The organism is Paenibacillus pinistramenti (assembly GCF_005869875.1).
GTDB classification, from domain to species: Bacteria; Bacillota; Bacilli; order Paenibacillales; family Paenibacillaceae; genus Fontibacillus; species Fontibacillus pinistramenti.
Genome location: NZ_VAWG01000010.1, coordinates 89,760 through 113,747 on the forward strand (window position 1 = coordinate 89,760; position 23,988 = coordinate 113,747).

The following is a 23,988-nucleotide window of genomic DNA, read 5'->3' on the forward strand; positions in this document are numbered from 1 at the left end:
ACCTCGTTCAGGCGTTCCTATGCGAGTTCCCGGGTAACAAGGAAGAAGGGGGCAGCTTATTTGGGTTTGAAGCGGGGAAAAAGCCTTCCCGGAACCGGCCCGGCGGTGCCCGCGGCGCGCAGCCGTCTTCCGGCCCGGGTGCGGGAGTCCGCTGTATCCGCTATAATTAAAGCGTATTCAAATATATTATTCCCCAGTTGGAAATCGGGGTATTAATATGATACTTTATACAAATATATCCTTTCGTGACAGGGAGTGACACAATTTGGGAATGCAGATGCAGACAGGAATCCCGGGATTGGATAAGATTTTGTGCGGGGGCGTTCCAAGAGGCACTTCGGTGATTCTTGAGGGCGAGCCCGGTACGGGGAAGACGACCTTTGGCATGCAGTTTCTGGTTGAAGGCATCCGCAAGGAAGGCGAGGCCGGAATCTATGTGACCTTTGAGGAGCTCCCCGAGCAGATTTACAGTGATATGGCAGGCTTTGGCTGGAACCTGAAGGAGCTGGAGCGGCAGAACATGCTCAGGGTCATCACGATGGAGCCTGAAATCTTTCTGCAGGAGATGCAGCGGGTTGGCGGAATATTCGAACAGATGACCGCTCAGATCAACTGCAAACGCCTGGTCATCGACAGCATCAGCCTGTTCAGGTTCCTGAGCAGGGATGGGGAAGCGCGCAGCCAGATTTTTCAAATCCGCAATATTGTCCGGAAAATGTCGCTCACAGCCCTGTTGATCCGGGAATACTGCGAGATCGAGAACCTGGGCAGATCCTTTGAGAATTATGTGTGTGACGGAATTATCCGCTTATCGCTGCAGCCGCATTTGGACAAATACCGCAAGCGGACGCTTGAGGTGCTGAAGATGCGCGGGACGCCGATTCTGGAAGGAGAGCACATTTATAAATTTGTCGACAGCGGCATTCATATCGTGCCGGCGCTGTCCATGGCTGAGGATGTCATGATCTTTAACGATCAGAATCAATTGTTATCGACCGGCATCCCGTCCCTGGATCAGATGCTGGACGGCGGACTGCCGAGAGGCTCGGTTTTTATTATTGATACCAACAGCAAAGCCAATTACAAATATCTCGTCACCTCTATGCTGTCGGAGCGGATCCGGCAGGAAGACGGAGTCATTATTATGATGTCCTGGCTGACGAGCATTGAGACGGTATCCAATACGCTGTCCATGTTCGGATTATCGCTGAAAGAGGCGGTAGATAAGGGAAATACCTTCTTCATCGAGCAGTTTGACCGTAAGGTTCCGCCGGAATACCGTTCAGCCATTATATCTTTGACCGATCTGGATAATCCTAGTTATGAAGCAGGCTTGTACGCAAGGGTAGAGGAAGTCATCGGCTTAACCAAGCTTAAAGAGAAACGATGGTTTATTTACTTCGATTTAAATTCGCTCATCTCACACCGGGGTATAGATTTTGTGAAAAAGCATTTTGCCCAGGAAATGTCCCGCTGCCAGTCGGCGGGGATTACAGCGGTCGCCCATTGCAATTTGACGGAAATTGGCCCGGAGAATGCCTCATACCTGGAGCGCTCTTGCAATGGTGTGATCCGAACCTGGGTAGACGGCAGTTATCAGTTCCTGCAGGTGGCCAAATCGCCGAGCGGACGAATGACCATGCCGCACATTATAGAGAATACAGGGGAGAAACCCTATATCCGTCTTTTATAGGAGGCTGCTCTTCATGGGTTTAGAGAGAAACCAGCTGATGCTTCAAATGGAGTGTACTTTGTTCTTTGAAAGCAATCCGTACGCCTACCAAACCATAGAAGGGCTGTCCGTAAGGCTCGGCCGAAGTGCGGATCAGCTGGATCAGGTGTTGAACCGGCTGGTGGAAATGTCGATTTTGAGCCGTGTTGGGGATGGGGCAAGAGCCATCTATTATTTCAATATCCCCTACCATGTTACGGAAGCAGAATGGAGCTAGCTATGGAGGACTTGTTTGTTATCCCTCATCAAGAAATGATTCAAGAGCTGCAGGATACTTATGCGGAGGCCATTCAGTTATCTCTTTGCATGACAGACCGATTCGGCAGGATGTTCACAAGGCCCTCGTCCATACAGGGGCGGGAAGAGAAGGTCGAGCGGCATAGGGAGCCGTTCGAGGTTCTCTTTAAGGAGCAGATCAACAAAATCTCCGGCCTGCACATTCCAGCTCTTTATGACTCCTGGGTGCCGGGGATTCACACCATTATCGCTCCTGTTGTGGTGAACGGCGCTCCCGTTTGTTACATATGGTCGGGAATCCTGCTCCTGGAACGGATGAAAGACCGGATTCGCCCCTCTGTGCGGGAGGCAGCCAAAGACAAAGCGCTGGCCGGGTTCCTGGAAGAAGTGCTTGAGCATACGCCGGCAACCGGCCTGGAGGAAGCGGAGCGCAAAAGGCTCAAGGTCGGCAGGCTCGCCGAGGCCGTCTCGACGCTTCTGGAGAGAAGCGAAGCCAGCCGGGGGCTGGAGGAGCGCTGCAGACAGATCAGCCATGCCCTGCAGGCAGCCTGTCACAATGAGCCGTTCCCCGATGATAAAATCCGGCGGATGGTTGAAATAAGCGGGCTGGGCGAGATTTTTGGCCTTGCGCTGCAGACAAATGACGGGCAGTATATGATCCGCCAGACAGCCGGTCCGGGGTCGGAAGGGTTATCCGGCGTGATTTTTCGGGAAGGGGAAGGCTTCCTTGGACAAGCGGTGCTTAACGACGGACCGAGCGAGTGGTCCAGCATTCAGCGGGACCCGCGGACGTTATTCTTCCACAGCAAAGGAGTGAAGGAGGCCTGCAGCATTTACTGCTTCCCTATGCGCTCCAGCCACAATGTAAGAGGACTTCTGTTCTGTATCCGGACGTCCCCGCGTCTGCTGAGCAGCGATGTCCTGCATTTTGAGAAAATGTTCCTCTCCCTCATGGGAGCTTATATCGGCAGCCAGATCGCCTACAGCCAGCTCGACAAGCAGCTTGCCCGGATCAAGCCGCTCCTCGATGTGGGCCGGTTTATGGTGACGATTCCCGATATCAAACGGATGCTGTTCACGCTGGTGGACGTGAGCCTGAATTTGGCGGTGTACCCGATCGGCGCTATGGTCGTTTACCGCGAGCGGGAGCAGAATCAGATTCATACCGTAGCCCGCGGGCTGGACAACCGGACAGTCGAGGTTTACAGCCGGGAAATGGTCCGGCAGTATTTCTCCAAAGAGCAGGCCTATGGCCTGTCTCCGGTGCTCAGGCAGAAGGGCGAGGGGCGCACAGCGGTTGAGCTTCCGATCGGCTACGAGGATGACATTCATGCGGTGCTGGTGGTGGAGATTCAGAGCTCGCGCGATGCCGAGGACAGCAAGGAGATTCTGAATGCCCTGTCCACCATGTCGGGACTGGTGCTGAAGCTGCTGCACGAGAAGCAGAACAGCTCCAAAATGGCGGGCCAGATGGCAGAGCTTCTGTTCGAAACGATTCGCAGCAGCCAGCCGGAGAAGTACCGGGCGAGCAAGCGGGTGCGCACGCTGATCGCGAAGCTGGCCGGGTGGAACGGGCTCACGGAGGAAGAGGCGGCAATCCTGGAACGGGTCAGCCTGTTGACAGAGCAGGACCCGGACGTTCTCGCAGCCTTCGCGCCGTTCTTCCGCCAGGAGGCTGAGATTCTGAAGGAATACAATGCGATCATAGAGCATAAGGGGCGGGGCGGTGAAAGCCCCGGTTTCTCCAAAGAGTCTGAAATGCTGGCTGCGGCAGTGGAATATGTGATGCATGGCGAGGATCTGGCGGCGGTCGAACAGCTGAAAGCCGTCTCCCAGTCCAGCCGCAGCGCCTTCCGGCATTTCATCATCAGCAGCAAGACGGAGGAGAGCCAGTTCCTGATCCAAACGCTGAATGCAGAAGCGGCGGCCAAGCCCAAGGCCGAGTCGGCGGAGGCTGCGCTCGAGTCGGCGGCCGCCCGGGCCTCGCTCTCTCCGCGCGAGAAGGAGGTTCTGCAGCTGATCATAAGAGCGGCAAGCAACAAGGAGATCGCCGCCGCGCTGTTTATCAGCGAGCACACGGTCAAGAACCATCTTACGAACATCTTTCAAAAAATGGGCGTCAGCGACAGGGCTCAGGCCATCGCCGCCGTTTTTAACCGCAAATGACAGCCTTTCAGCCTGTTAGCCTTTCAGTCTTTCAGCATAAGCGGCCTTTCCTGATTCTGATCAGGAGAGGTCTTTTTTTATGGAGTTTTTTATAGAGGATTATTGTATGAACTTTGGCTTTGGAGGGAAGTTATTCCTATAGGCGGTCAGGCAGCTAAATAGGAAGCATATGCTATTTGACAGACGATGTCAGATACCGAAGATAAACTTGTATAGAATGTGCGGATACAACAAGCCTTACGGAAATGATCTTAAATAGAAAGAGAGGGGGCAGCATGGCCGAACAGCATTTTTTTGTTGAGCTGAATACATGGGTAATATGGATCTCTGCCGCAATTGTCATATTGGCCTCTTATTCGGGCCTTCACATGGCAGGGAAAGCGACGGAGTCGATGAACAGGTTCGGACTCAGACTCTTCTGGCTGTCAGCGGGATCCTTCGTTATGGGGAGCGGCATTTGGTCGATGCATATGATCGGCTTGCTGGAGCTTCGCCTGCGGGCAGGAATCTCGTTCGGGCTTGGCTTCTCGTTTCTGTCCCTGCTGGTTGGGGTTGCCGCGTCGGGAGCCGCCTTTACGATTCTGTTCACGGGTCAGGCCAGGGCCTGGAAGCTTGCTGCAGCGGGCGGTTTGCTCGGAACGGGGATAGTGGCAGTTCATTACATCGGCATGAAGGCGATCGAGAAGCGGATTCATTTGATTTATGACTCGTCGTACCTGCTGCTCTCCATCTTACTGGCTTTATTCGTGTCCTACTGGGCTCTCTTTCTGTTCAACCGGTTCCAAACCTCGCCTTTCTTCAATTACTGGCGGTTATCCGGAGCGGTCACCATGGGGCTGGCCATCAGCGGTGTCCATTACACCGCAATCATGGCCGCTCATCTGCTTGTTAATATCCGTTTGGGATTGGAGGGCCCGCCGGGAAGGGGAGGCCCGCCGAGCCGCGGTTATATCGAGCTGCCCCTGCTTATTCCCATCGCTGTGATAATGGCCTGCATTCTGGCTGTTTCGTGGGTGGTTATCTTCATCGACCGCAAGGGGCTGAGAAGGCTTGCCTTCAATGATTCCCTGACAGGTCTGCCCAACAGACACGGGCTGCCGCTGTTCTTTAAGAACCATTTTCAGAAGGCCAAGGCGGACGGAGCCGTTCTGTTCCTGGATCTGGACCGGTTCAAGACGGTGAATGATACGCTCGGCCACGATAAAGGCGATCAGCTGCTGCAGGAAGCGGCAGCGCGGATTATGAGCCTGCTGGACAGGGACCAGACGATGTTCCGGCTTGGGGGCGACGAGTTTCTCGTTGCCAGCCTGCATACCTCGGAGGAGAAGGCCTGCCGGCTTGCCGGGCAGATTCTTGAAGCGATCAAAGCGCCGTTCTATATCGGCGGCAACAGCATTTATGTGACGGGGAGCATCGGGATCAGCCTGACGGCCCGAGAGGGCGTGGAGCGCGAGAAGCTGATGAAGGCAGCCGATTCTGCCATGTACGTCTCCAAGAATTTGGGCAAAAACCGCTACACCGTCTTCACGGACGATCTGAGCAGGAAAGAGCAGCGCCGGATGGAGCTGGAAAATGATCTGGAGGCTGCAGTCATTCTGCAGAACCAGTTCTATGTGGCTTACCAGCCGAAATGGAATTCGGACGGCAAAGGGCTGCAGGGAATGGAAGCTCTGCTCCGCTGGGAGCATCCGAAGCTCGGCGCGGTCTCGCCCTACGAATTCATCCCGATTGCCGAGGAGACAGGCGTCATTGTCCCGATGACAAGATGGCTGATGGCCGAGGTGGGCCGCCAGCACCGGGAGTGGATGGCTGCGGGTTTCAGGCCTTTTCCGATTTCGGTGAATATGTCGGGTGTGCTCTTTGTGAACGGCCTGGTTCCAAGAATGGTGGAGGAGTGCCTGAGAAACAGCGGCATGGTTCCGGACATGCTGGAGCTTGAGATTACCGAGTCGGTCGCCATGACCGATATGGCGTATACGCTGGAGCAGCTGAACCGGGTGAAGGCGCTGGGGGTAGCCGTGTCCCTGGATGATTTCGGAACCGGCTATTCCTCGCTTTGGACGCTGGATGAAATGCCGATCGACACTCTGAAAATCGACCAGTCCTTCATCCGGAAATACAGCCTTCCGTCCAAGCAGGCCATGATCAGCAGCATTATGGCAATCGCCCATCACCTGGGGCTGAATGTGGTGGCCGAAGGGGTAGAGACAGGCGAGCAGGTGGAGTTTCTGCGAGCGCATGGCTGCTCGGTGATGCAGGGCTATTACTTCGGGAAGCCGATGAGAAGCCGGGACTGCACCGTATGGCTTGAGCAGCTGGCGGAAAGCGGGCCGGACAAATAGGCGGCATACGGCATATCGCATACATGCTATACTTTGGACAGGCATAGTGAAGGTGAGCATGTTTATCCGAAGGGGGACAAAGGAATGAGTAAGCAGCTGCCCGCTGCTTTGGCGGAAGCGGTAACGAATGCGTCTTATGTGTTAGGGGGTCACGGGCCCCGGAATGTCCAGGTGCTGAAGGAAGCCTTCGAAGGCGTAGACGGCAGCCAGGCGAGCGATATGTACGGCAAAGGCGAAGTCATTGAACAGTTTGAGCAGAAGATGGCCAGGCTGCTGGGCAAGGAGGCGGCTGTCTTCTTCCCGAGCGGAACGATGGCCCAGCAGATTGCGCTGCGGATCTGGTGCGACCGGAAGGGCCTGCCGAAGGTGGCCTACCACCCGCTCAGCCATTTGGAGATCCATGAGCAGGACGGCTTGAAAAAGCTTCATAATATCACGCCGCTGCTGCTGGCGGACAAAGACCGCCTCATCACGCTGGGGGACGTGCAGAGTCTGAACGAGGACATCTCCAGCCTGCTGCTGGAGCTGCCGCAGCGCGAAATCGGCGGCCAGCTGCCGTCTTATGAGGAGCTGGAGGCGATCAGCGCGTACTGCCGTGAGCGCGGCATCAGGCTGCACCTTGACGGAGCGCGCCTGCTTGAGATTCTGCCGTATTACGGCAGGACTGCCGCAGAGGTCTGCGCCCTGTTCGACAGCGTCTACGTCTCCTTCTACAAAGGGATCGGCGGCATTGCCGGCGCGATTCTGGCCGGGGACAAGGACTTCACGGAGGAAGCGAAGATCTGGAAGAGACGCCACGGCGGCGATCTGATCAGCCTGTATCCGTATATCATCAGCGCGGACTATTACTATGAAAAATACGGCGGCCAGATGGCCCGCTACTACGAATACGCCAAAGAGCTGGCGGCTTTGTATAACGGCTGCCATGCCGTCAAGACCCTGCCGGAGACGCCGGTATCGAACATGTTCCATGTTCATATCGCTTATCCGAAGGAGCAGGTGGAGCCGCTGCTGGCACAGCTGACAGAGCAAACCGGCGTTGCCCTTACCCACTACGTTAAGGATTACAGCGAAACGGCCAGCTCCTATGAGGTCAGCCTTGGCGAACGCTATGGCACCGTGCCGAAGGAGCAGGTGGAGCAGCTGTTCAAGCTTCTGGATGAGAAGCTGAAGGCGCTGGGCGGCGCCGGGAACATGGAGTAATGAAGCTTGAAATCACTGAAGCTTGGAATCACGGAAGCTTGGAATCACTGAAGCTTGGCATAATTACTGCAGAATAATTGCAGATATGAAGGATACGCTGAGCCGCAGGGCGCCGATCATGGATCGGCGCCTTCTTTGTATCGTCTCTTTCTTTGTACTAGCTCCTTCTTTGTATCGGCGCCATCTTTGTATTAGCTTGCCTTGCGCGGGGCCGCCTATCCGCTGCTGTCGCAAACCCGCTCTCATCATCCCCGTTATTTATGACAGTTTGTCAAATGGCAAACGGCGCTGTGCGGGTTATGATAGGTGGAAAACGGTGAAACGGGGATGATGGCATGCAGCGTCAGAAGCTGTTCGTGAACGCAGCAAGACTGAAGGAGACCATTGAAGCCTTTGCGGAGTACGGCAAGACAGCGGCGGGCGGCGTGACCCGGCTGGCCTTGAGCGAAGAGGATGTGCTGGCGCGCGGGTATTTCCGCAGCTGCTGCGAGGAGCTCGGCATGACGGTTGCCGTGGATGACCTCGGCTGTATGTACGCCACGCTGGAGGGCGTTCGCAAGGCACCGCCGATCGTTATCGGCTCTCATTTGGACAGCGTGAAGAAGGGCGGGCGGTTTGACGGCGTGCTTGGCGTCATTGCCGGGCTTGAAGTCGTCAGGACGCTCGTCGATGCCGGCATCAAGCCGGAGCTTCCCATTACGGTTATGAACTTCACGAACGAAGAAGGCGCCCGCTTCGAACCGTCGATGATGGCTTCCGGCGTGCTGTCCGGCAAATTCGACCTGGATGACATCATGGCGAAGCAGGATGCGGACGGCCTTACCTTCCGGGAGGCGCTTGCGGACAGCGGCTGTGCCGGTTCGCCGGATAACCGGATCCGCGAAGCCTCGGCTTATCTGGAGCTGCACATTGAGCAGGGCCCGGTGCTGGAGAAGGAAGGGCTGTCGATCGGCGTTGTAGAATGTGTGGTCGGCATGGCCTGCTACGAGATTGAAGTCACCGGCGAATCAGACCATGCCGGAACTACACCGATGGACATGCGGAAGGATGCCTTCTTCGCGGCGAACGATCTGGTATCTCTGCTGCGGAGCAGACTTAGCGGGCTGGACCCGGAGCTGGTGTACACGATGGGGCGGGTTAACGTCTATCCGAGCATTCATACGGTCATTCCGAACAAGGTCGTCTTTACGGTGGAGGCCCGGCACAAGAACGAGGACATCATCCGCCAGGTGGAGGAGATCCTCCGGAGCCTTCCTGCCGAACAGGAGGGCTGTGCGGTCAAGGCGACCAAGCTGTGGGGCCGCGATACGGTCTGGTTTAAACCGGAATTGTGTGAACGGCTGGAGGAGGCAGCCCGCTCGTTCGGCTACAGCTATAAGAGAATGGCCAGCGGAGCCGGGCACGATGCCCAGTTTGTGGCCTCCTTTCTGCCGTCAGTGATGCTGTTTGTGCCGAGCGTGAACGGCAAGAGCCACTGTGAGGAAGAGCTGACCTCCTATGAGGACTGCGAGAAGGGCGTGAACGTCCTGCTGGAGACAGTGCTGGGGCTGCTGGCGGAATGATTTTTATACGGAATAACAATTTGAATAAAATAACCTGAATAAAATTACCGGAATAAAATAACCTGAATAAAGCCTGTAACTCCCTTCGCGACTAGATAAGCGCAGCTCCTGTCAGCCGGCCTGGCAGGGGCTGTTTGCGGTTATACGTATTTTTTTGCTTTCGGTCAGCATTAGGGTACAATTCTGGTTAAATAAGAAGAAAAAAGAAGGAGGAATCCGGATGGTGCAAGAGAATCGCGGCTTGCGTGCGGAAGCCAAAGGGCCGGCTTCGGCTTTGGATGCGCGCTGGGAGACAGCCGTATTTGGCATGGGCTGCTTCTGGAGCCCGGAGGCTTTGTTCGGCCAGCTTCCGGGCGTAATGCGCACGCGCACCGGATATGCCGGAGGTACGGCTGAAGCGCCGTCTTATCACCAGATGGGCGATCATACGGAGACGGTCCGGGTCGATTTTGATCCGTCCATCATCCGCTATGAGCAGCTGCTGAACCTGTTCTGGGATCATCACAACCCGGCGAATATTAACGGTTATAAAGGCCGGCAGTATTTGTCGCTGCTGCTGCCGCGCAGCGGAGAGCAGCGGGAGGCGATCAGGCGGGTTGCCCGTGAACGGCAGGAACGGGGCGATGAGAGGCCGGCCGGCACGGAGACGGCGGACTTTCGGGCCTTCTACCCGGCAGAGGAGCGGCATCAGAAATACTATTTGAAGCGGTTCCCGGACGCGCTGGACAAGCTGCGCGGTTTATGCCCGTTCCAGGAAGCGCTGATGGATTCGGCGCTGGCCGCCCGCCTCAACGGGCTTGCCAAGGGCTACACCAGCATGGAGCGGATTGTCGGCGAAATCCAGGGCTGGAAGCTGCCTGACGGCGAGAAGGAGCAGCTGATCAAAGTGCTGCGCAGCATCCGCTGGTGAAGCCGCGCCGCTGCCTTTGCTTCTGTTTCGGACAATTTATCTGGAATGAGAAATCAGCAGCGAGAACACAACCACCACGACAGCCAGAATTCCCAGCACAATCAGAGCGTTTAGGAGATGTCTGGAGAACGGTTCGCGGTGATAGCGGTAGTCATTGGCTTTGTCTTCGGTCTGCCGTTTGGCGAGCTCTTCGTCAATTCCGTTAAGATTCTTGGGATTCAGCACCATTTTCGGGTCATCTCCTCCATTTATTTGCCCGAATTATAACATAAACTGGGTAAAATAACTCCCCCATCCAGATTGCCGCTGCTTCTTCTATCCCTCTCTCTGTCACGCCAAAAACCTTCTTCCTCCAGGCGCCTTGTTCCTGTGGAAGGAGGTTTTTGTGATTCTGAGCTGCATGGAAAAGGTCCATTTCAACCCAATATGTCATATTTCCTAACACTGATAAGAATCCTTTTAAGCTGTTCAACATAAAATGTATTAGCCAATGTGCAGAAGAAGCCGTTATTATACTATATAAACTTCTGTTAAATGAAATTTCTTCCATATGGTGTCAGTGTTGTGGCACCGACTTCCAGAGGGAGGGGACGCCCATGATTCAGGATCAAGTGTTAATGAAGGACTGGATCGCTGCTGCTTACGCCGGTGATATTACAGATCAGCCGGTTAAAATTACGCTCTTGCAGGAAGCGATCGTCTTGTTCCGCACCTCGTCGGGCATCAAGGCGTTCAAGGATCTGTGCATCCACCGCGGAGCGCCCTTGTCTTATGGCAGGGTAGCGGATGACTGCATCGTCTGCCCGTATCACGGCTGGCAGTTTGACGGGGAAGGCAAATGCGTGCGGATTCCCCAGCAGCCTCCGGAGCAGACGATCCCTCCCAAGGCGAAAGCGATCGCGTATGCGTGCACCGAGAAATACGGGATCGTGTGGGTGAACCTGAGCGGAGACGCCGAAACAGGCGGTGTGCCGGTCCCTTTTTACGAAGAGTTTGATGATCCGGAATTCCGCACGGTAGAGGCGCCGCCGTTTGTGCTGCGGGGAGCCGGACCGCGGGTGGTGGAGAATTTTCTCGACGCCGGACACCTCGCCTTTGTGCATGAAGGGCTGCTCGGCGATTCCAATTTCCCGGAAATTCCCGATTACCATGTCCACTGGAAGGAGAACCGTTACGTCTCGGACGAAATCGCCATTTACGCGGATGCCGACGGCTCCGGGAACTACGCTACGCTTTATTACACCTACGAAATTCTCCGCCCGATGACGGCCAGACTCAAGAAGGTCAACTACGACAATAATCAGGTTCTGTCGATTCTCTTTACGGTGCTGCCGCAGGACGAGCGGACGACGACGGTGTTTGCACTGGTCAGCCGCAATTATGCGCTGAATGTGCCGGATGCCTTTTTCCAAGATTTTCAGCAGAAGGTGATCGAGCAGGACGCTTTTATTGTGGAGAATCAGAAGCCCGAGGAGCTGCCGCTGGATCTGCAGGCCGAGCTGCATTTGAAGGCCGACCGCGTCAGCATTGCCTACCGCAAATGGCTGGGTGAGCTGGGAGTTACTTACGGCAGTGATGTGAGGGGACTTCATTAGGCTGTCAGGAACAGGATGAATATAGCGGAAAATAAAGCAATCAAACGATCATCGTTAAGATAAGGAGAGTGCCGCCGATGACACCGGAAATGCTAAAGCTGAACTCGGAAGCCCAACTGCTGAGGGACTATCCGAAGGATTGTACCTTTACCCGGGAGGACTGGCTGGTGCTGAGCCGTTATTGGTACCCGGTCGCCCTGGCAAGTGATGTGCAGGATAAGCCGCTTGGCGTGAAGCTGCTGGACGTGAAGCTGGTCTGCTACCGAAGCGGGGATCAGGCTGTGGTGGCGAGGGATCTCTGCTTCCACCGCGGCGCGCCGCTCAGCAAAGGCTGGGTGGAGAACGGGGAGATTGTGTGCCCGTATCACGGCTTCCGCTACAACTGTGAGGGAAAATGCACGGCCGTACCGGCCCATCCCGGCGCCAAAATATCGCCAAAGCTGAAGCTGTTCACCTATCCGGCCGTGGAGCGGTACGGCTTGATCTGGACCTGCCTGTCGCCCGAGACGGAGGCCGGCGAGCCGCAGATTCCGCCGTTCCCGCACTGGGAGGACCCGGACTATATGCAGGTGCTGCCGCCGAACTTTGACATTGCGGGCTCGGCCGGACGGCAGATGGAAGGCTTTCTGGACGTTTCCCATTTTGCCTATGTGCATACGGAAACGTTCGGGGACCGCAGCAATACGGAGGTGCCGCAGTACGCGGTTGCCCGGGAGGGCGAGAGCCTGCACGTGGAATATTGGAGCACGGTCAGCAATTATGGCAAAAGCCAGCTGCACGAAGCGCCCGAAGGCTTCCAGTGGCTGCGCGAGTTCCGCGTGTTCCCGCCGTTCGCGGCCTCGCTTACGGTGTATTTTCCGGGGGAGGGCCGCCTGAACATCCTGAACTGCGCTTCGCCCGTCTCGGCCAAATATACGCGGCTCTTCAGCCCGATCTGCCGCAACTTTGACACGGATACGCCAGTACAGGAGATCATCGACTTTAACCTCAAGGTCTTCAGCGAGGACCGCGAAATGGTCGAGGCGCAGACCCCGGAGGAGCTGCCGCTCGATCTGCTGGCCGAAGCGCATATTCCGGCCGACCGGACGTCGATTGCGTACCGCCAGCTGCTGACGGAGCTGGGGTTGGGAAGGAGTTATACTTCGTAAGAGATTCACGAACAGGGCTTCCGCCGATGTGCAGACCTGCTGCCGTCCGGGGGCCCGAATGCTTTCGGGACTCTCGGAAGGATTTTTTACCGATCGGTTCAAAATAACCTCTCTCTGTGCTAAGATGGACTCAGGAGGGATGATTCATATGGCACGCAGCAAAGAATTTGAAGAGAATGCCGTCCTGGACAAAGCGATGAAGCTGTTCTGGGAGCAGGGCTATGAGAAGACTTCCATGAACGATCTTGTGGAGCATATGGGCATTCACCGCAGAAGCCTGTATGACACTTTTACCGATAAACATACCTTGTTTCTGAGAGCCATTGACCGGTTCGCCGAAAGAATGAGCAGCAGGCTGGCTGCCGGGGTTAAAGAAGCTGCTACCGCAGAGGAAGCGATGAAATTCCTGTTCCGCTCTATGATCTTTGGGGAGGAGGACGCCCCTCCGGGCTGTATGCTGGTGAACTCGGCGGCAGAGCTGGCAGTCCGGGATGAGGAAGTGGACGCCAAGGCCAGAGAAGGCTTTGCCGATACCGAACGGCTGATCAAGGAGATCATCCTTTGGGGGCAGGAAAGCGGCGAGTTCAGCAGGGAACTGGAAGCAGGCGATTTGGCGCAGTATCTGCACAACAGCCTGGTAGGCATCCGGGTGATGGCGCGCACCGCCACGCCTAAAGACAAGCTGGAGCGGATTGCCGGACTGTCGGTTGCGGTCTTGAAGCACAAATAAGGGGAAGCGGCTCTTGCGGCGTAAATATTTCAGTTCCGGGTACCTAAGCAGAGCATAAACGAGCCGGATCAATAAGGAAAAGCCGAATTCAGAAAAAAAAGTAGAACGATCAGTAAAAATAATACTTTACCGATCGTTCTCATTATGCTAAGATGAATGCAGCAAGAGAGAACAAGAACTTCTGAACGATTTTTAGAATGATCATTCCCAAAAACGAAATGAAAATTAAAGGAGACATGAATGATGAAAACAACAAGCTTGCAAGGCAAAGTCGCTTTTATTACCGGTGCTGCACGAGGTATTGGTTTGGAAACCGCACGGGAATTGGCTAAACAAGGGGCAACGGTAGTGATTGGAGCCCGTAATCCGGAGAAAGGATTTAAAGCAGCCGAACAATTAAGACAAGAGGGCTTACAGGCGGCCAGCATCAAATTTGACGTGACGGAGACTGGTGATCATGAAGAAGCTTACCGGTATTTTGAAGATACTTTTGGCAAGCTGGATATCTTGATTAACAATGCCGGTGTTCTGCTGGAGCAGGAAAGCTTCTCCGTGCCGACGGTCAACCGCACCAGTACCCTTTCCTTGAAGGTTCTGCGTGATACGTTTGACATTAACTTTTTTGCCCAGATCGAATTAACGCAAACGCTGCTTCCCCTGATCCGCAGATCGGAAGGCGGACGGATTGTAAATCTGTCGAGTGTGCTCGGTTCACTTGCAACCCAGGCGGATCCTGAATCCCCGTATTACTCCCTTAAAACCTTTGCTTACAACGCCTCCAAAGCTGCGCTTAATGCGTTCACGATCCACCTGGCAGCAGAGCTTAGTGATACTAATATGAAAGTGAATTCGGTACACCCGGGCTGGATTCGTACAGAGCTTGGCGGGCAATATGCCGATATGGACGAAACGGCCGGCGCAGAAACCAGTGTACTGCTGGCTTCCCTTACAAACGATGGCCCCACTGGCGGATTCTATCATAAGGACAGCACACTGCCTTGGTAATTTTTTAGATAATTTAGAATGAACGTTCCCAAAATTGACCTATTCCAATTCCATTTTTAAGGAGAGAGCTGCCTATGAAAACTTTGATTATTGCAGGACACCCTGATCTTCAAAAATCCCGGATCAACAGCATTTGGACCGAAGCCTTGAGACAGCAGAAGGACATCACCGTTCATGTGCTGAGTGAGGTCTACCCGGACGGTAAAATGGATGTGGCGAAAGAGCAGGCGCTTTTGGATGCCCACGACCGGATTATCCTGCAATATCCGCTTTACTGGTACGCCACACCGCCGCTTCTGAAGCAGTGGATGGATGAGGTGTTTGAATACGGCTGGGCCTTCGGCCCCGGCGGCGAGCATTTAAAGGGGAAAGAGTTCGGCATTGCCATTTCAACCGTGGGCAGTGCGGCTGCCTACCAGCCCGGCGGTTCTAACCTGTTCACTGTCCGGGAAGTGCTTAAGCCTATGGAAGCGGTAGCCAACTATGTAGGCGCGCACTATCTTCCGCCGTTTGCCTTCCACAGCGCGAACCATGTGACAGAAGAAGAGATTTCCGCAGGCAAAGACGCTTATCTAGGGCATCTGGCGAAGGTGCGCAGCGTCAAAACGCCGGAACCGGTTACGATGATCCGCTGATAGGAATCAACTATTTTTTTGAGGAGGAAAGGACAATGACAGCCAAAATCGCTTTAATTACAGGGGCAAGCGCAGGAATCGGCTTTGAGGCAGCCAGACAATTAGGGAAGCAGGGAATCACCGTGTTGGTGGGAGCCCGCTCGCAGGCCTCCGCCGATCAGGCGGCCGGCAGGCTGCAGGAAGAAGGGATTCAAGCGGCAGACATTGAGCTGGAGGTGACCAATGCGGCGCATATTGAGCAGGCAGCCAAACTCATTGTGAAGGAATACGGCAGGCTGGACATTCTGATCAACAATGCAGGAGTCTGGGCTGAAAAAGGAGATTCTGCCGGGGGTTCCCCCGGTGCCCCGAATGCAGCTTCAGCTTCAGGCGGTGATCCGTTCAGGCAGACCTTTGAGGTCAATACGCTCGCTCCTTATTATTTGACAGAGGCCCTTCTGCCGCTGCTGCTGAAGAGCGAGGCGGGCAGAATTGTCAACCAAAGCAGCGCTTTGGGCTCCATTAACTTTATGCTCTCCAATGAGCTGGCGCAGCGGATTGCCACTCCGGCTTATGCCGCCTCCAAAGCAGCCTTAAATATGCTGACAGCCTACTGGTCGCAGAAATTTAAGGATACCCGCCTGAAGGTCAACTCCGTTCATCCGGGCCTGGTCAAGACTAAAATGGGCGGGGATAAGGCGGAGCTGACACCTGAAGAGGGAGCCAAAACGGCGGTGCGCCTGGCGACGCTGCCTGAGGACGGGCCGACCGGCGGATTCTTTTACATGGATGACGTGCTCCCTTGGTAAACGAGGGCGGACACCGTACTTGCCAATGTTTGATTAAAGGGCAATTCGTTGGAGCTTGCTCCACTTGATATAAAATAATTCCCCAAAAGTGACGCGTGGCTGTGAAGCCTAATCCAATTACTTTTGGGGGAGCCTCCGTAATTCTAAAAAAACATCCCGCGGATCCCTGCGGGATGTTTTGCATTATGTACCAGACAGGCCGGACCAAGCCGGCCAAGCTGGCCCGGTTAATTTAAGCCCGGCCGGTTTAAGCCGGTCAAGGTCAACTCCGGGCGTCCACAGCCAGGCCTTCGGCTGCAGGCCCCGTTTGTTTTTCCCCTTTATTCTCCTGCCCGGCTTCGCCTTCATTCTCCTTGGACAGCACCCCTCTGCCCAGGAACCAGCACATGATAAAGGCGATAATGCTGAAGACCAGCGCGATGAAGAACAGATTCTGGAACGCGTCCACAAACACTTCTTTGATCTTCAGGATAAGCTCTGGAGATACGCCCGCCGGAATGCCGCCGGAGGTGATATTTTCCGTTGTGCCGGCGGGAAGCTGGCCCGAGAAGGCGGCCACGCCTTCTTTGATGTGTCTGGCGAGCAGGCTACCGAAGACGCTGAGGCCGATCGTTGCGCCGAGCGACTGGACCAAGCCAATTGTACTTACGGCCACGCCGCTGTGCTTCTTGTCTACCGATTCCTGCACAATCAGATTATCGCTGCCGAACAGAATGCCGATGCCGAGCCCCAAGGTGAAGAAGGAGATCACGATGTACAGGACGGAGGTGTGCACACCGAGCTGGGTCAGCAGCGTAATGCCGATAATCGGCAGGATGAAACAGATGATGAACAGATTCCGGTAAGGGAATTTGGTGATCAGGAAGCCGTTCACGATACTGGACGGAATGGCTCCAGCCATAAAGGCCAGCGTCAGGTAGCCGGAGGCTGTCGGCGACAGGCCCATTACATTTTGCGCGAAGAACGGGAAGGTTGAAATGCCGCCCATCAGGCCGAGCATCAGCGTAAAGACGATGAAGGACAATACGACCACACTTCTGATTTTAAAAAGATGCAGCGGAATAATCGGCTCCTTCGATTTGGTCTCCGCATAGATGAAGAAGGCGAGCAGGACCGCACCCGCAATCAGCAGGCCGATGATCCACGGAGAGCCCCAGGAGAGGCCCTGGTTGTCAATGAGAACGGGCGCCATCAGGAAGGACAGCAGCGCTCCGGTCAGCAGGGCAGCGCCTGGCCAGTCAATCGGTTTGCGTTCGTCGCCGTGCGACTCGCGCATGCCGATCGACAGCACCAAAGCCGCAACCAGCCCTACGGGGATGTTGATCAGGAACACCCAGTGCCAATTGACATGATCAGCCAGAAAGCCGCCGATGGTTGGGCCGAGTAGCTGCGGAAGAATCATCATCGGACCGACCAGACTCTGAATCTTGGCCCGCTGCTCCACCGAATAGGAATCGCCGAGAATGACCATCGCCAGCGGCATCAAGCCGCCTGCGCCGATTCCCTGCAGCCCGCGTCCCGCAAGCAGCACCGTCATGGAAGGAGCCAGGCCGCAGACGATAGAGCCTGAAATAAACAAAGCCATACAGCTCAGATAGACGACCTTCCGGCCGTAAATATCGGCAAGCTTGCCGAGCAGCGGCATAAAGATCGTCGCAGCCAGCATGTACAGGCCCGCTACCCAGCCGTACAGCGACAGGCCATGCAGGTCGCGGATAATCGTCGGCATTGCGGTAGAGACCACGGTTTCATCAAGCTCGGAGAAGATCAGGCCGATCAGGAGCCCTGTCAGGATGAGCTTTTTATTGTTTGTTCTTGTACTTGCACTAGCACGCACACTTGTGGTTTGCACCGTTATATTCCCTCATTTCTGTTAAAGTCGGCGCAGAGCGCCTTTCATAAAGGTCAGCGCAGAACGTCATTCGCTTCCGGACATCAACCAAGATAACCCGTATTTATGAACTGAATATGAATGGGTACACCGATTACGGATTTCAGTTGTGTTTGTTCAGCTGGCTCTTCTAGTTTATTTAGTTTTGGAAGGGGCTTCCAGCGGCGGGAGGAGGAAATGACGGTCGGTCCCGGGGGATAGGCATCTCGGTCCCGGGGCGGAGGAGGGGCTGTTGGAAGGAAGGGAAGGCAAACCCTTCTAATAAAAAAAACGCCCCGGAAGCCGGAACGGCATAACGGGACGGCATAATTCGAAGTGCGGCATTTATCTGGCGGCGCTTCTTAATTTTTTAAAATTTCTTATATTTATTAAATCCAGTCCGGCTCCCGCTCCGTCTCCGTATAAACGGCGATCAGCACCTGGGCGGTCTCCGGGCCGGCGTTGCGCACAAGATGCGGCGTACAGGCATTCCAGGAAAAAGAATCCCCCTCGCCGAACTCGGCCCGGTCCTCTCCCTGCTCCGCATAAATGCGGCCCTTGATGACCAGGTGAACCTCCTCGCCTTCGTGGGCATGGGCTTCGCCCGTAGAGGCCCCGGGCGGTATTTCCACGATGCGGACGCGGACATTTTTGGTAGAGCTGAGATGCTCGACCTTCAGTTCACCGGCGCCGCTGGTCGTAACCGGCCGGTCCTCCCTGCGCACGATCTTCATCCGCTCTTCCTCTTTCAGCAGCAGGTAGGACAAAGGAACCTTCAAAGCATTGGCGATGCTCTCCAGCGTGGAGATGGAGGGGGAGGTTTTGTTGTTCTCGACCTGGCTCATGAATCCCTGGGACAAACCGGTTTCTTCGCAGATCTGGACAATTGTAATATTTTTGCGCTTGCGAATGGCCCGTATGGTGGCTCCGATATTCATGTGACTGCACACTCCTCAATACACGGATATATATATATTAGTAATACTGAACTTTATTTAATAATAGCAATTTTTATGTTGACAAGCTACCTGATGAGGCTTAAATTAGTAATACAAACAAATTTTCAATATTACTAATATTTTAGTCAGGGAGGAAAATGAAATGAACATGCAGGCAGTTGTTACTTTGATCATGCGCATCGGACTGGGCGTTTTATTCCTCGTTCATGGCATCAATAAATTTCAGGCAGGACTGGGGAATGTGGCGATTGGATTTGAGAACGCAGGCACGCCCGGTTTTCTGGCTTACATCGCAGGGCCTCTCGAAACCTTTGGCGGCATCCTGCTGATTCTGGGTCTGTTTACTCGCTATATTTCTGCTTACTACGTGATTCAAATGGTCATGGCCATTATCACGATGAAGCTTTCGGCAGGTTTGCTTGGGAACGGGCAGATGGCGGGCAGTGAGCTGGACATTACCTATTTGCTCCTTGCTCTTTATCTGGCAGCTGCGAAGACGGTGCCGGTATCGGCAGATGCTTTGTTCAAGCGGAAAAATCGTAATGAAGCCCTCGTAGAAGCGGCCGAATAAGGAGGGGGAGAAAGGAGATGGAGAAGATGGAGAAGAGCAGAAGCAGTGCAGTATCGCCTTATTCTTATGAAGTCCATCTGCCGTCAGGCTACGTGCCTGGCCGCAGGTATCCGGCTCTATTCACCCTGCACGGCAAAGGTTCTAACGAGCAAAATATGTTCGGGCTGGTGGAGCCGCTGGCTGAAGAATTTATCATTATCGGCATCCGGGGCGACTTGACGCTGGGGCCGGGGTATCAGTATTACGAATTAGTAAGCCTCGGCAATCCGGTGCGTGAACAGTTTGACCGGGCCGTCCGCCAGCTTGAGGCGGTAATAGACGAAATTACGTCCAGTGAACCGGTGGATCCGGAGCGCCGCTGCCTGCTCGGCTTCAGCCAGGGAGCTATTTTGTCCATGACCCTCGCGCTGGTAATGGGGAGCAGGCTGAAGGGGATTGTGTCGCTGAACGGGTATGTTCCGGATTTTGTGAAGAGCGAGTACCAGCTGCAGAGCCTGGAGAAGGTATCCCTTTTTATTTCCCACGGGCAGTACGATCCGCTGTTCCCTGCGGAGATTGGACACGAAACTGCCGCTTATTTTCAAGCTTTGACCTCAAACGTTGTGTTCAACATGTATCCGAACGGCCATGAGGTGTCCCGGCAGAACCAGCAGGATTTCCTGAGCTGGCTGCAGGCTGACATTAAACAGGAATAAACAATATAAAGGGAGTGAACAACGATGATGCCCTCTTATTTCATCGCGCATGGCGCACCTTCGCTGGTGCTGGACCATAATGATTATACGGACTTTTTGAAAAAGCTTGCCGAACGCACGCCGCGGCCCAAAGCCATCGTCCTGCTGTCGGCCCACTGGGAAAGCGTGACCCAGAAGGTGAGTGCCGTGCCGCAGTACAGCACGATTTATGATTTTTCCGGATTTCAGGAGGAGCTGTACAAAATACAGTATCCGGCGCGCGGAGACCGGGAGGTCAGCGGGCAGGTGCAGGCACTATTAGCAGAGCAAGGCATCGCAAGCGTGTTGGACGAAGCGCGGGGTCTGGATCACGGGGCATGGGCTGTGCTCAAGCTGATCTACCCTGACGCCGACATTCCGGTGGCGGCCATGTCAGTCAACCGCTATTTGAGCAATGAGGAGCAGTACAAGCTCGGGACCGCGTTAGCCGCGCTGCGGGAGCAGGATATTCTGGTCATCGGCAGCGGCGGAACAGTCCACAACCTGCGCCGGGTCAACTGGCGGGCCGATCAGCCGGAAGGCTGGGCGATCGCTTTCGACGACTGGCTGAAGGAGAAGCTGGAGGCGTGGGATACGAAGGCATTGTTTAACTACCGCGAAGAGGCGCCTTTCGGGAGCGAGGCGGTTCCGACGAATGAGCATTTTATTCCGCTGCTGCTTGCAATGGGAGCGGGAGACCGCACCAAGCAGGCCAGCCTGCTGCACCGCAGCTATCAGTACGGCAATTTAAGCCTGAGCTGCTGGGAGTTTAAGTAAGTCGCGCCGTAATTCGGCCAAATAATAGCAAAGAGCCGTCCGTTCAGGTCAAGGTCTGCCAAGGGAAATCCCGGCTGGCTGTCCTGCCTGCGGAGGGCTCTTTTGTTTGTTTAACTCTTTATTTCGAGTGCGATTTTAGAGTGCAATGTTAGAGTGAAATTTCTGCCAAAGGTTTGATCGAGACGAGCCCTTCCCAGGCCCGCTCATGCTCCTCGATAATCTGCGGCGCGGACGGCGTGGAGTTCACAACCGTGCTGTGGCCGTTTTTCAGCAAAATATTATCGGTATACCCGAGCTCATGCGCCCGGCGGACGGTGGCGTTGATGCAGTAATCAGTCTGGGCCCCGGCAAAGATCAGCTGGCGGACGCCCTGCTGCTGCAGGCAGCTGCCAAGCTCCGTTTCGTGGAAGGAATCCCGTGTGGTCTTGCGGATGACCGGATCGCTGTCCAGCCGGTTTAAGCCGCGGTGAAGCTGCCAGTCCGGCGTGTCCACGTAGAATTCGTCCTGCTCATAGTCGTACTCCGTATGCTGGATAAACACAACCGGAATCGCCTTGCTGCGTGCCTCCTCAATCAAGGCGTTAATGTTCCGGACGAGCTGCTCCTTCTCATGCAGCAGACAGGACGGATTCTGGAAAAAGGCTTCCTGCACGTCAATCACAACGACTGCTTTGCTCAAGGACTTGGCCCCCTTATCAAAAAAAGATTTCATGCACCAGGCCTGCGCCGGTGTACGTATGTCCCTATTCTACAGGAAGCTCCGGGGAAAATTAACCCTCATATTTGCGGATAATAATAACCGCATTATGGCCGCCGAAGCCAAACGAGTTCGACATGCCGATCGTCAGATCGGCCCTGCGGGCGGTGTTTGGCACATAGTCCAGGTCGCAGTCCGGATCGGGCTGCGCCAGGTTGATGGTCGGCGGAATGACGCCGTCCGCAAGCGTCTTGACCAGGGCGATAGCTTCCGCGCCGCCGGCGGCGCCGAACATGTGCCCGGTCATGGATTTGTTGGCCGTGACGGGAACGCGGTACGCGTGTTCCCCGAACACGGCTTTGACCGCGGCCGTCTCGGAGCGGTCGCCGAGCGGCGTGCTCGTCGCATGCGCGCTGATGACGTCGATCTGCTCCGGCAGCAGATTCGCGTCCTTCAGCGCAAGCTTCATGGCGCGCGCTGCGCCCGCGCCGTCCGCCGGCGTAGCGACCATGCTGTAGGCATCGGAGCTTGCGCCGTAGCCGATGATCTCGCCGTAAATGCGCGCGCCCCGCTTCAGCGCGTGGGACAGCGATTCCAGCACCAGGATGCCGGCGCCCTCGCCCATCACAAAGCCGTCCCGCGCCGCGTCAAACGGCCGGCTGGCACCCTGCGGGTTGTCATTGCTCCGGGACAAAGCCGTCGCATTGTTGAAGCTGGCCAGCGCAACCGGATTGACGGCCGCCTCCGCCCCGCCGGCAATAATAATGTCAGATCTGCCGGCTTGAATGCTGTAATAGGCTTCCCCGATCGAAGTATTGCCGATGGAGCAGGCAGTGACCGGCGCAAGGGTGGAGCCGAGTGCGCCAAAATGAATGCTGATCAGAGCCGCCGCCATATTGGCGATCATCATCGGCACCAGAGTCGGGCTGATGCGGTCAGGCCCTCGGGACAGCAGCACCTTCTGCTGCTCCAGCAGCGTATCAATGCCGCCGATGCCGGAGCCGACGTAGACGCCCATCCGCTCGCGGTCGATCTGCTCCAGATCGAGGCCGGAGTCCTCTACCGCCTGCTGCGCGGCTGCCAGCGCGAACTGGCAGAACCGGTCCATCCGGCGCGCTTCCTTGGTGCCGAACAGCGCTTTGGGATCGAAATCGCGCACGATTCCGGCGATTTTTACCTTGAAATCTGTAGTATCAAACAAATCTATATAGCTGATTCCGGACTTTCCCTGCTGCATATTCGACCAGAATTGTTCTACGCTGTTCCCGAGCGGGGAAATGATGCCCATTCCTGTGACCACAACTCTTTCCACTTGAGATCATCTCACTCTCTTTTATTAAAATGTGACCAGGTACTAAATTTATGATGTCACTAAAATCATCCTATTACAAGTTGGCATTTATCCTAGTATAATTAGCACCATAATAACCGGAATGAAGTCTGCAATCGGAAAGGATAGAAGGTGAGAACAAAATGTCGACACAAGTCCGTTTACAGGCCTTGTCCGCGTTCCTGAAAGCGCAGCGGGCCAAAATACCGCCCGAGTCTGTCGGGCTGCCCCCAGGCATCCGGCGCAGGACGCCGGGGCTGCGGCGGGAGGAGGTCGCCCAGCTGGCCGGGGTGAGCACCACCTGGTACACCTGGCTGGAGCAGGGCCGGGACATTCAGGTGTCCGCTTCGGTGCTGGACAGCATTGCCGGCGCTTTAAGGCTGACGGCCGATGAGCGGAAATATTTATTTTCGCTGGCTCACGAAAGCGGGAAAGGGAGCGGCAGCCAGCCGGTGGAGGAGGAAGCACAGCTCAGCCCGTCCCTGCAGAAGATCATCCGCGAGCTGCGCAGCTGCCCGGTCATTATCTCCGACCGCCGCTGCCATATTGTCGGCTGGAATGAGGCGGCCTCGCATATTTTCCTGAATTTCGAGGAGATTCCGCCGGATGAGCGCAATTTGATCCGCCTGCTGTTCACCCGCCGCGAGTTTCAGCGCCTTGCCGTTAATTGGGAGCAGTTCGCTTCCGATTACCTGGCGATGTTCCGCTCTTATTACGGGCAGTATGTTGACGACGGCTGGTACGATGAATTTCTGGAGGAGATGAAGCGGCAGCATCCGGACTTCAACCGGCTGTGGGAGCAGAGCAAGGTCAGCTCGGCGCCTGACGTGCTGCTGGAATTCCGGCATGCAAAGGCTGGGAAAATGATGTTCCAGCTCACTTCCCTCCAGGTGCAGGGGGAGGCCGATCTCCGCTGCAGCGTGTATACGCCTGCCCAGCATACGGATACGGAAGCCAAGCTGATGAAGCTGATGAGCAGAGGGCTATGAGCAGAGAGAAGAAGTGCTGCGTGAGAAGT

General features: G+C 55.4%; 23 protein-coding genes. 17 read left to right on the forward strand and 6 right to left on the reverse strand.

The features are described 5' to 3' along the window. Window positions 1-277 precede the first annotated feature (277 nt). From FCN15_RS12875 to msrA, 7 genes are all read left to right on the forward strand, one after another. Window positions 278-1,693: an ATPase domain-containing protein gene (locus FCN15_RS12875; RefSeq protein ID WP_275259493.1), complete on the forward strand. Its 1,416-nt coding sequence runs from the start codon at window positions 278-280 to the stop codon at window positions 1,691-1,693. Window positions 1,694-1,706: 13 nt separating this feature from the next. Further along, window positions 1,707-1,949: a hypothetical protein gene (locus FCN15_RS12880; protein WP_138495397.1), complete on the forward strand. Its 243-nt coding sequence runs from the start codon at window positions 1,707-1,709 to the stop codon at window positions 1,947-1,949. Between the two features lie 2 nt (window positions 1,950-1,951). Next, window positions 1,952-4,135 (forward strand): helix-turn-helix domain-containing protein, encoded by a 2,184-nt coding sequence (locus FCN15_RS19505; protein ID WP_238996670.1) that lies wholly within the window; start codon window positions 1,952-1,954, stop codon window positions 4,133-4,135. Between the two features lie 245 nt (window positions 4,136-4,380). After that, window positions 4,381-6,477: a putative bifunctional diguanylate cyclase/phosphodiesterase gene (locus tag FCN15_RS12890; protein ID WP_138495398.1), complete on the forward strand. Its 2,097-nt coding sequence runs from the start codon at window positions 4,381-4,383 to the stop codon at window positions 6,475-6,477. A gap of 84 nt (window positions 6,478-6,561) precedes the next feature. Further along, window positions 6,562-7,680: a threonine aldolase family protein gene (locus FCN15_RS12895; protein WP_138495399.1), complete on the forward strand. Its 1,119-nt coding sequence runs from the start codon at window positions 6,562-6,564 to the stop codon at window positions 7,678-7,680. A 335-nt stretch (window positions 7,681-8,015) separates the two neighbouring features. Beyond that, window positions 8,016-9,242, forward strand: coding sequence for a Zn-dependent hydrolase (locus FCN15_RS12900; protein ID WP_138495400.1), 1,227 nt, complete (start codon window positions 8,016-8,018; stop codon window positions 9,240-9,242). 220 nt (window positions 9,243-9,462) lie between these two features. Continuing rightward, the gene (msrA, locus tag FCN15_RS12905; protein WP_138495401.1) at window positions 9,463-10,152 is read left to right on the forward strand and encodes a peptide-methionine (S)-S-oxide reductase MsrA; all 690 of its coding nucleotides are present in this window, start codon (window positions 9,463-9,465) and stop codon (window positions 10,150-10,152) included. A gap of 36 nt (window positions 10,153-10,188) precedes the next feature. Here the strand turns inward: msrA and FCN15_RS12910 are convergent, their stop codons facing one another. Together FCN15_RS12910 and FCN15_RS19200 are read right to left on the reverse strand one after the other, a co-directional pair. Next, window positions 10,189-10,380 (reverse strand): hypothetical protein, encoded by a 192-nt coding sequence (locus FCN15_RS12910; protein ID WP_138495402.1) that lies wholly within the window; start codon window positions 10,378-10,380, stop codon window positions 10,189-10,191. A gap of 7 nt (window positions 10,381-10,387) precedes the next feature. After that, entirely contained in the window at window positions 10,388-10,627 is a 240-nt protein-coding gene (locus FCN15_RS19200) for a hypothetical protein (RefSeq protein ID WP_203232135.1), read from the reverse strand. Window positions 10,628-10,748: 121 nt separating this feature from the next. On the opposite strand from FCN15_RS19200, the gene FCN15_RS12915 reads away from it, so the two are divergent. The 6 genes from FCN15_RS12915 (at window position 10,749) to FCN15_RS12940 (ending at window position 16,053) form a co-directional block, all read left to right on the forward strand. Then, on the forward strand, window positions 10,749-11,747 hold the full coding sequence (locus tag FCN15_RS12915; protein ID WP_138495403.1) for an aromatic ring-hydroxylating dioxygenase subunit alpha: 999 nt from the start codon (window positions 10,749-10,751) through the stop codon (window positions 11,745-11,747). Window positions 11,748-11,824: 77 nt separating this feature from the next. Beyond that, window positions 11,825-12,895: an aromatic ring-hydroxylating oxygenase subunit alpha gene (locus FCN15_RS12920; protein ID WP_275259491.1), complete on the forward strand. Its 1,071-nt coding sequence runs from the start codon at window positions 11,825-11,827 to the stop codon at window positions 12,893-12,895. Between the two features lie 148 nt (window positions 12,896-13,043). Continuing rightward, window positions 13,044-13,625 carry a TetR/AcrR family transcriptional regulator gene (locus FCN15_RS12925; RefSeq protein ID WP_138495404.1) on the forward strand — a complete coding sequence of 194 codons (582 nt, stop codon included), beginning with the start codon at window positions 13,044-13,046 and terminating at the stop codon, window positions 13,623-13,625. A 243-nt stretch (window positions 13,626-13,868) separates the two neighbouring features. After that, the gene (locus FCN15_RS12930) at window positions 13,869-14,630 is read left to right on the forward strand and encodes an SDR family oxidoreductase (protein ID WP_138495446.1); all 762 of its coding nucleotides are present in this window, start codon (window positions 13,869-13,871) and stop codon (window positions 14,628-14,630) included. 74 nt (window positions 14,631-14,704) lie between these two features. Further along, window positions 14,705-15,265 carry an NAD(P)H-dependent oxidoreductase gene (locus FCN15_RS12935; protein ID WP_138495405.1) on the forward strand — a complete coding sequence of 187 codons (561 nt, stop codon included), beginning with the start codon at window positions 14,705-14,707 and terminating at the stop codon, window positions 15,263-15,265. Between the two features lie 35 nt (window positions 15,266-15,300). Next, a complete protein-coding gene (locus tag FCN15_RS12940) occupies window positions 15,301-16,053 on the forward strand; it encodes an SDR family oxidoreductase (RefSeq protein ID WP_138495406.1) in 753 nt (250 codons plus the stop codon). A gap of 262 nt (window positions 16,054-16,315) precedes the next feature. On the opposite strand, the gene FCN15_RS12945 is transcribed toward FCN15_RS12940, so the two are convergent. After that, window positions 16,316-17,905, reverse strand: coding sequence for an MDR family MFS transporter (locus FCN15_RS12945; protein WP_138495407.1), 1,590 nt, complete (start codon window positions 17,903-17,905; stop codon window positions 16,316-16,318). A 407-nt stretch (window positions 17,906-18,312) separates the two neighbouring features. Then, window positions 18,313-18,861: a helix-turn-helix domain-containing protein gene (locus FCN15_RS12950; RefSeq protein ID WP_138495408.1), complete on the reverse strand. Its 549-nt coding sequence runs from the start codon at window positions 18,859-18,861 to the stop codon at window positions 18,313-18,315. Window positions 18,862-19,024: 163 nt separating this feature from the next. Here FCN15_RS12950 and FCN15_RS12955 point away from each other — a divergent pair, with 163 nt between their 5' ends. The 3 genes from FCN15_RS12955 to FCN15_RS12965 are packed head-to-tail and all read left to right on the forward strand — an operon-like array spanning window position 19,025 to window position 20,943. Then, the gene (locus tag FCN15_RS12955; RefSeq protein WP_138495409.1) at window positions 19,025-19,453 is read left to right on the forward strand and encodes a DoxX family protein; all 429 of its coding nucleotides are present in this window, start codon (window positions 19,025-19,027) and stop codon (window positions 19,451-19,453) included. 26 nt (window positions 19,454-19,479) lie between these two features. Next, entirely contained in the window at window positions 19,480-20,148 is a 669-nt protein-coding gene (locus tag FCN15_RS12960; protein WP_138495410.1) for an alpha/beta hydrolase, read from the forward strand. Window positions 20,149-20,172: 24 nt separating this feature from the next. Then, window positions 20,173-20,943, forward strand: a complete 771-nt coding sequence (locus FCN15_RS12965) for a DODA-type extradiol aromatic ring-opening family dioxygenase (RefSeq protein ID WP_138495411.1) — start codon at window positions 20,173-20,175, stop codon at window positions 20,941-20,943. 148 nt (window positions 20,944-21,091) lie between these two features. Here the strand turns inward: FCN15_RS12965 and FCN15_RS12970 are convergent, their stop codons facing one another. Together FCN15_RS12970 and fabF are read right to left on the reverse strand one after the other, a co-directional pair. After that, the gene (locus tag FCN15_RS12970; RefSeq protein ID WP_238996671.1) at window positions 21,092-21,622 is read right to left on the reverse strand and encodes a cysteine hydrolase family protein; all 531 of its coding nucleotides are present in this window, start codon (window positions 21,620-21,622) and stop codon (window positions 21,092-21,094) included. A 91-nt stretch (window positions 21,623-21,713) separates the two neighbouring features. Next, window positions 21,714-22,952: a beta-ketoacyl-ACP synthase II gene (gene fabF / locus FCN15_RS12975; RefSeq protein WP_138495413.1), complete on the reverse strand. Its 1,239-nt coding sequence runs from the start codon at window positions 22,950-22,952 to the stop codon at window positions 21,714-21,716. A 161-nt stretch (window positions 22,953-23,113) separates the two neighbouring features. On the opposite strand from fabF, the gene FCN15_RS12980 reads away from it, so the two are divergent. Beyond that, on the forward strand, window positions 23,114-23,959 hold the full coding sequence (locus FCN15_RS12980; RefSeq protein ID WP_138495414.1) for a helix-turn-helix transcriptional regulator: 846 nt from the start codon (window positions 23,114-23,116) through the stop codon (window positions 23,957-23,959). Window positions 23,960-23,988: the final 29 nt, after the last annotated feature.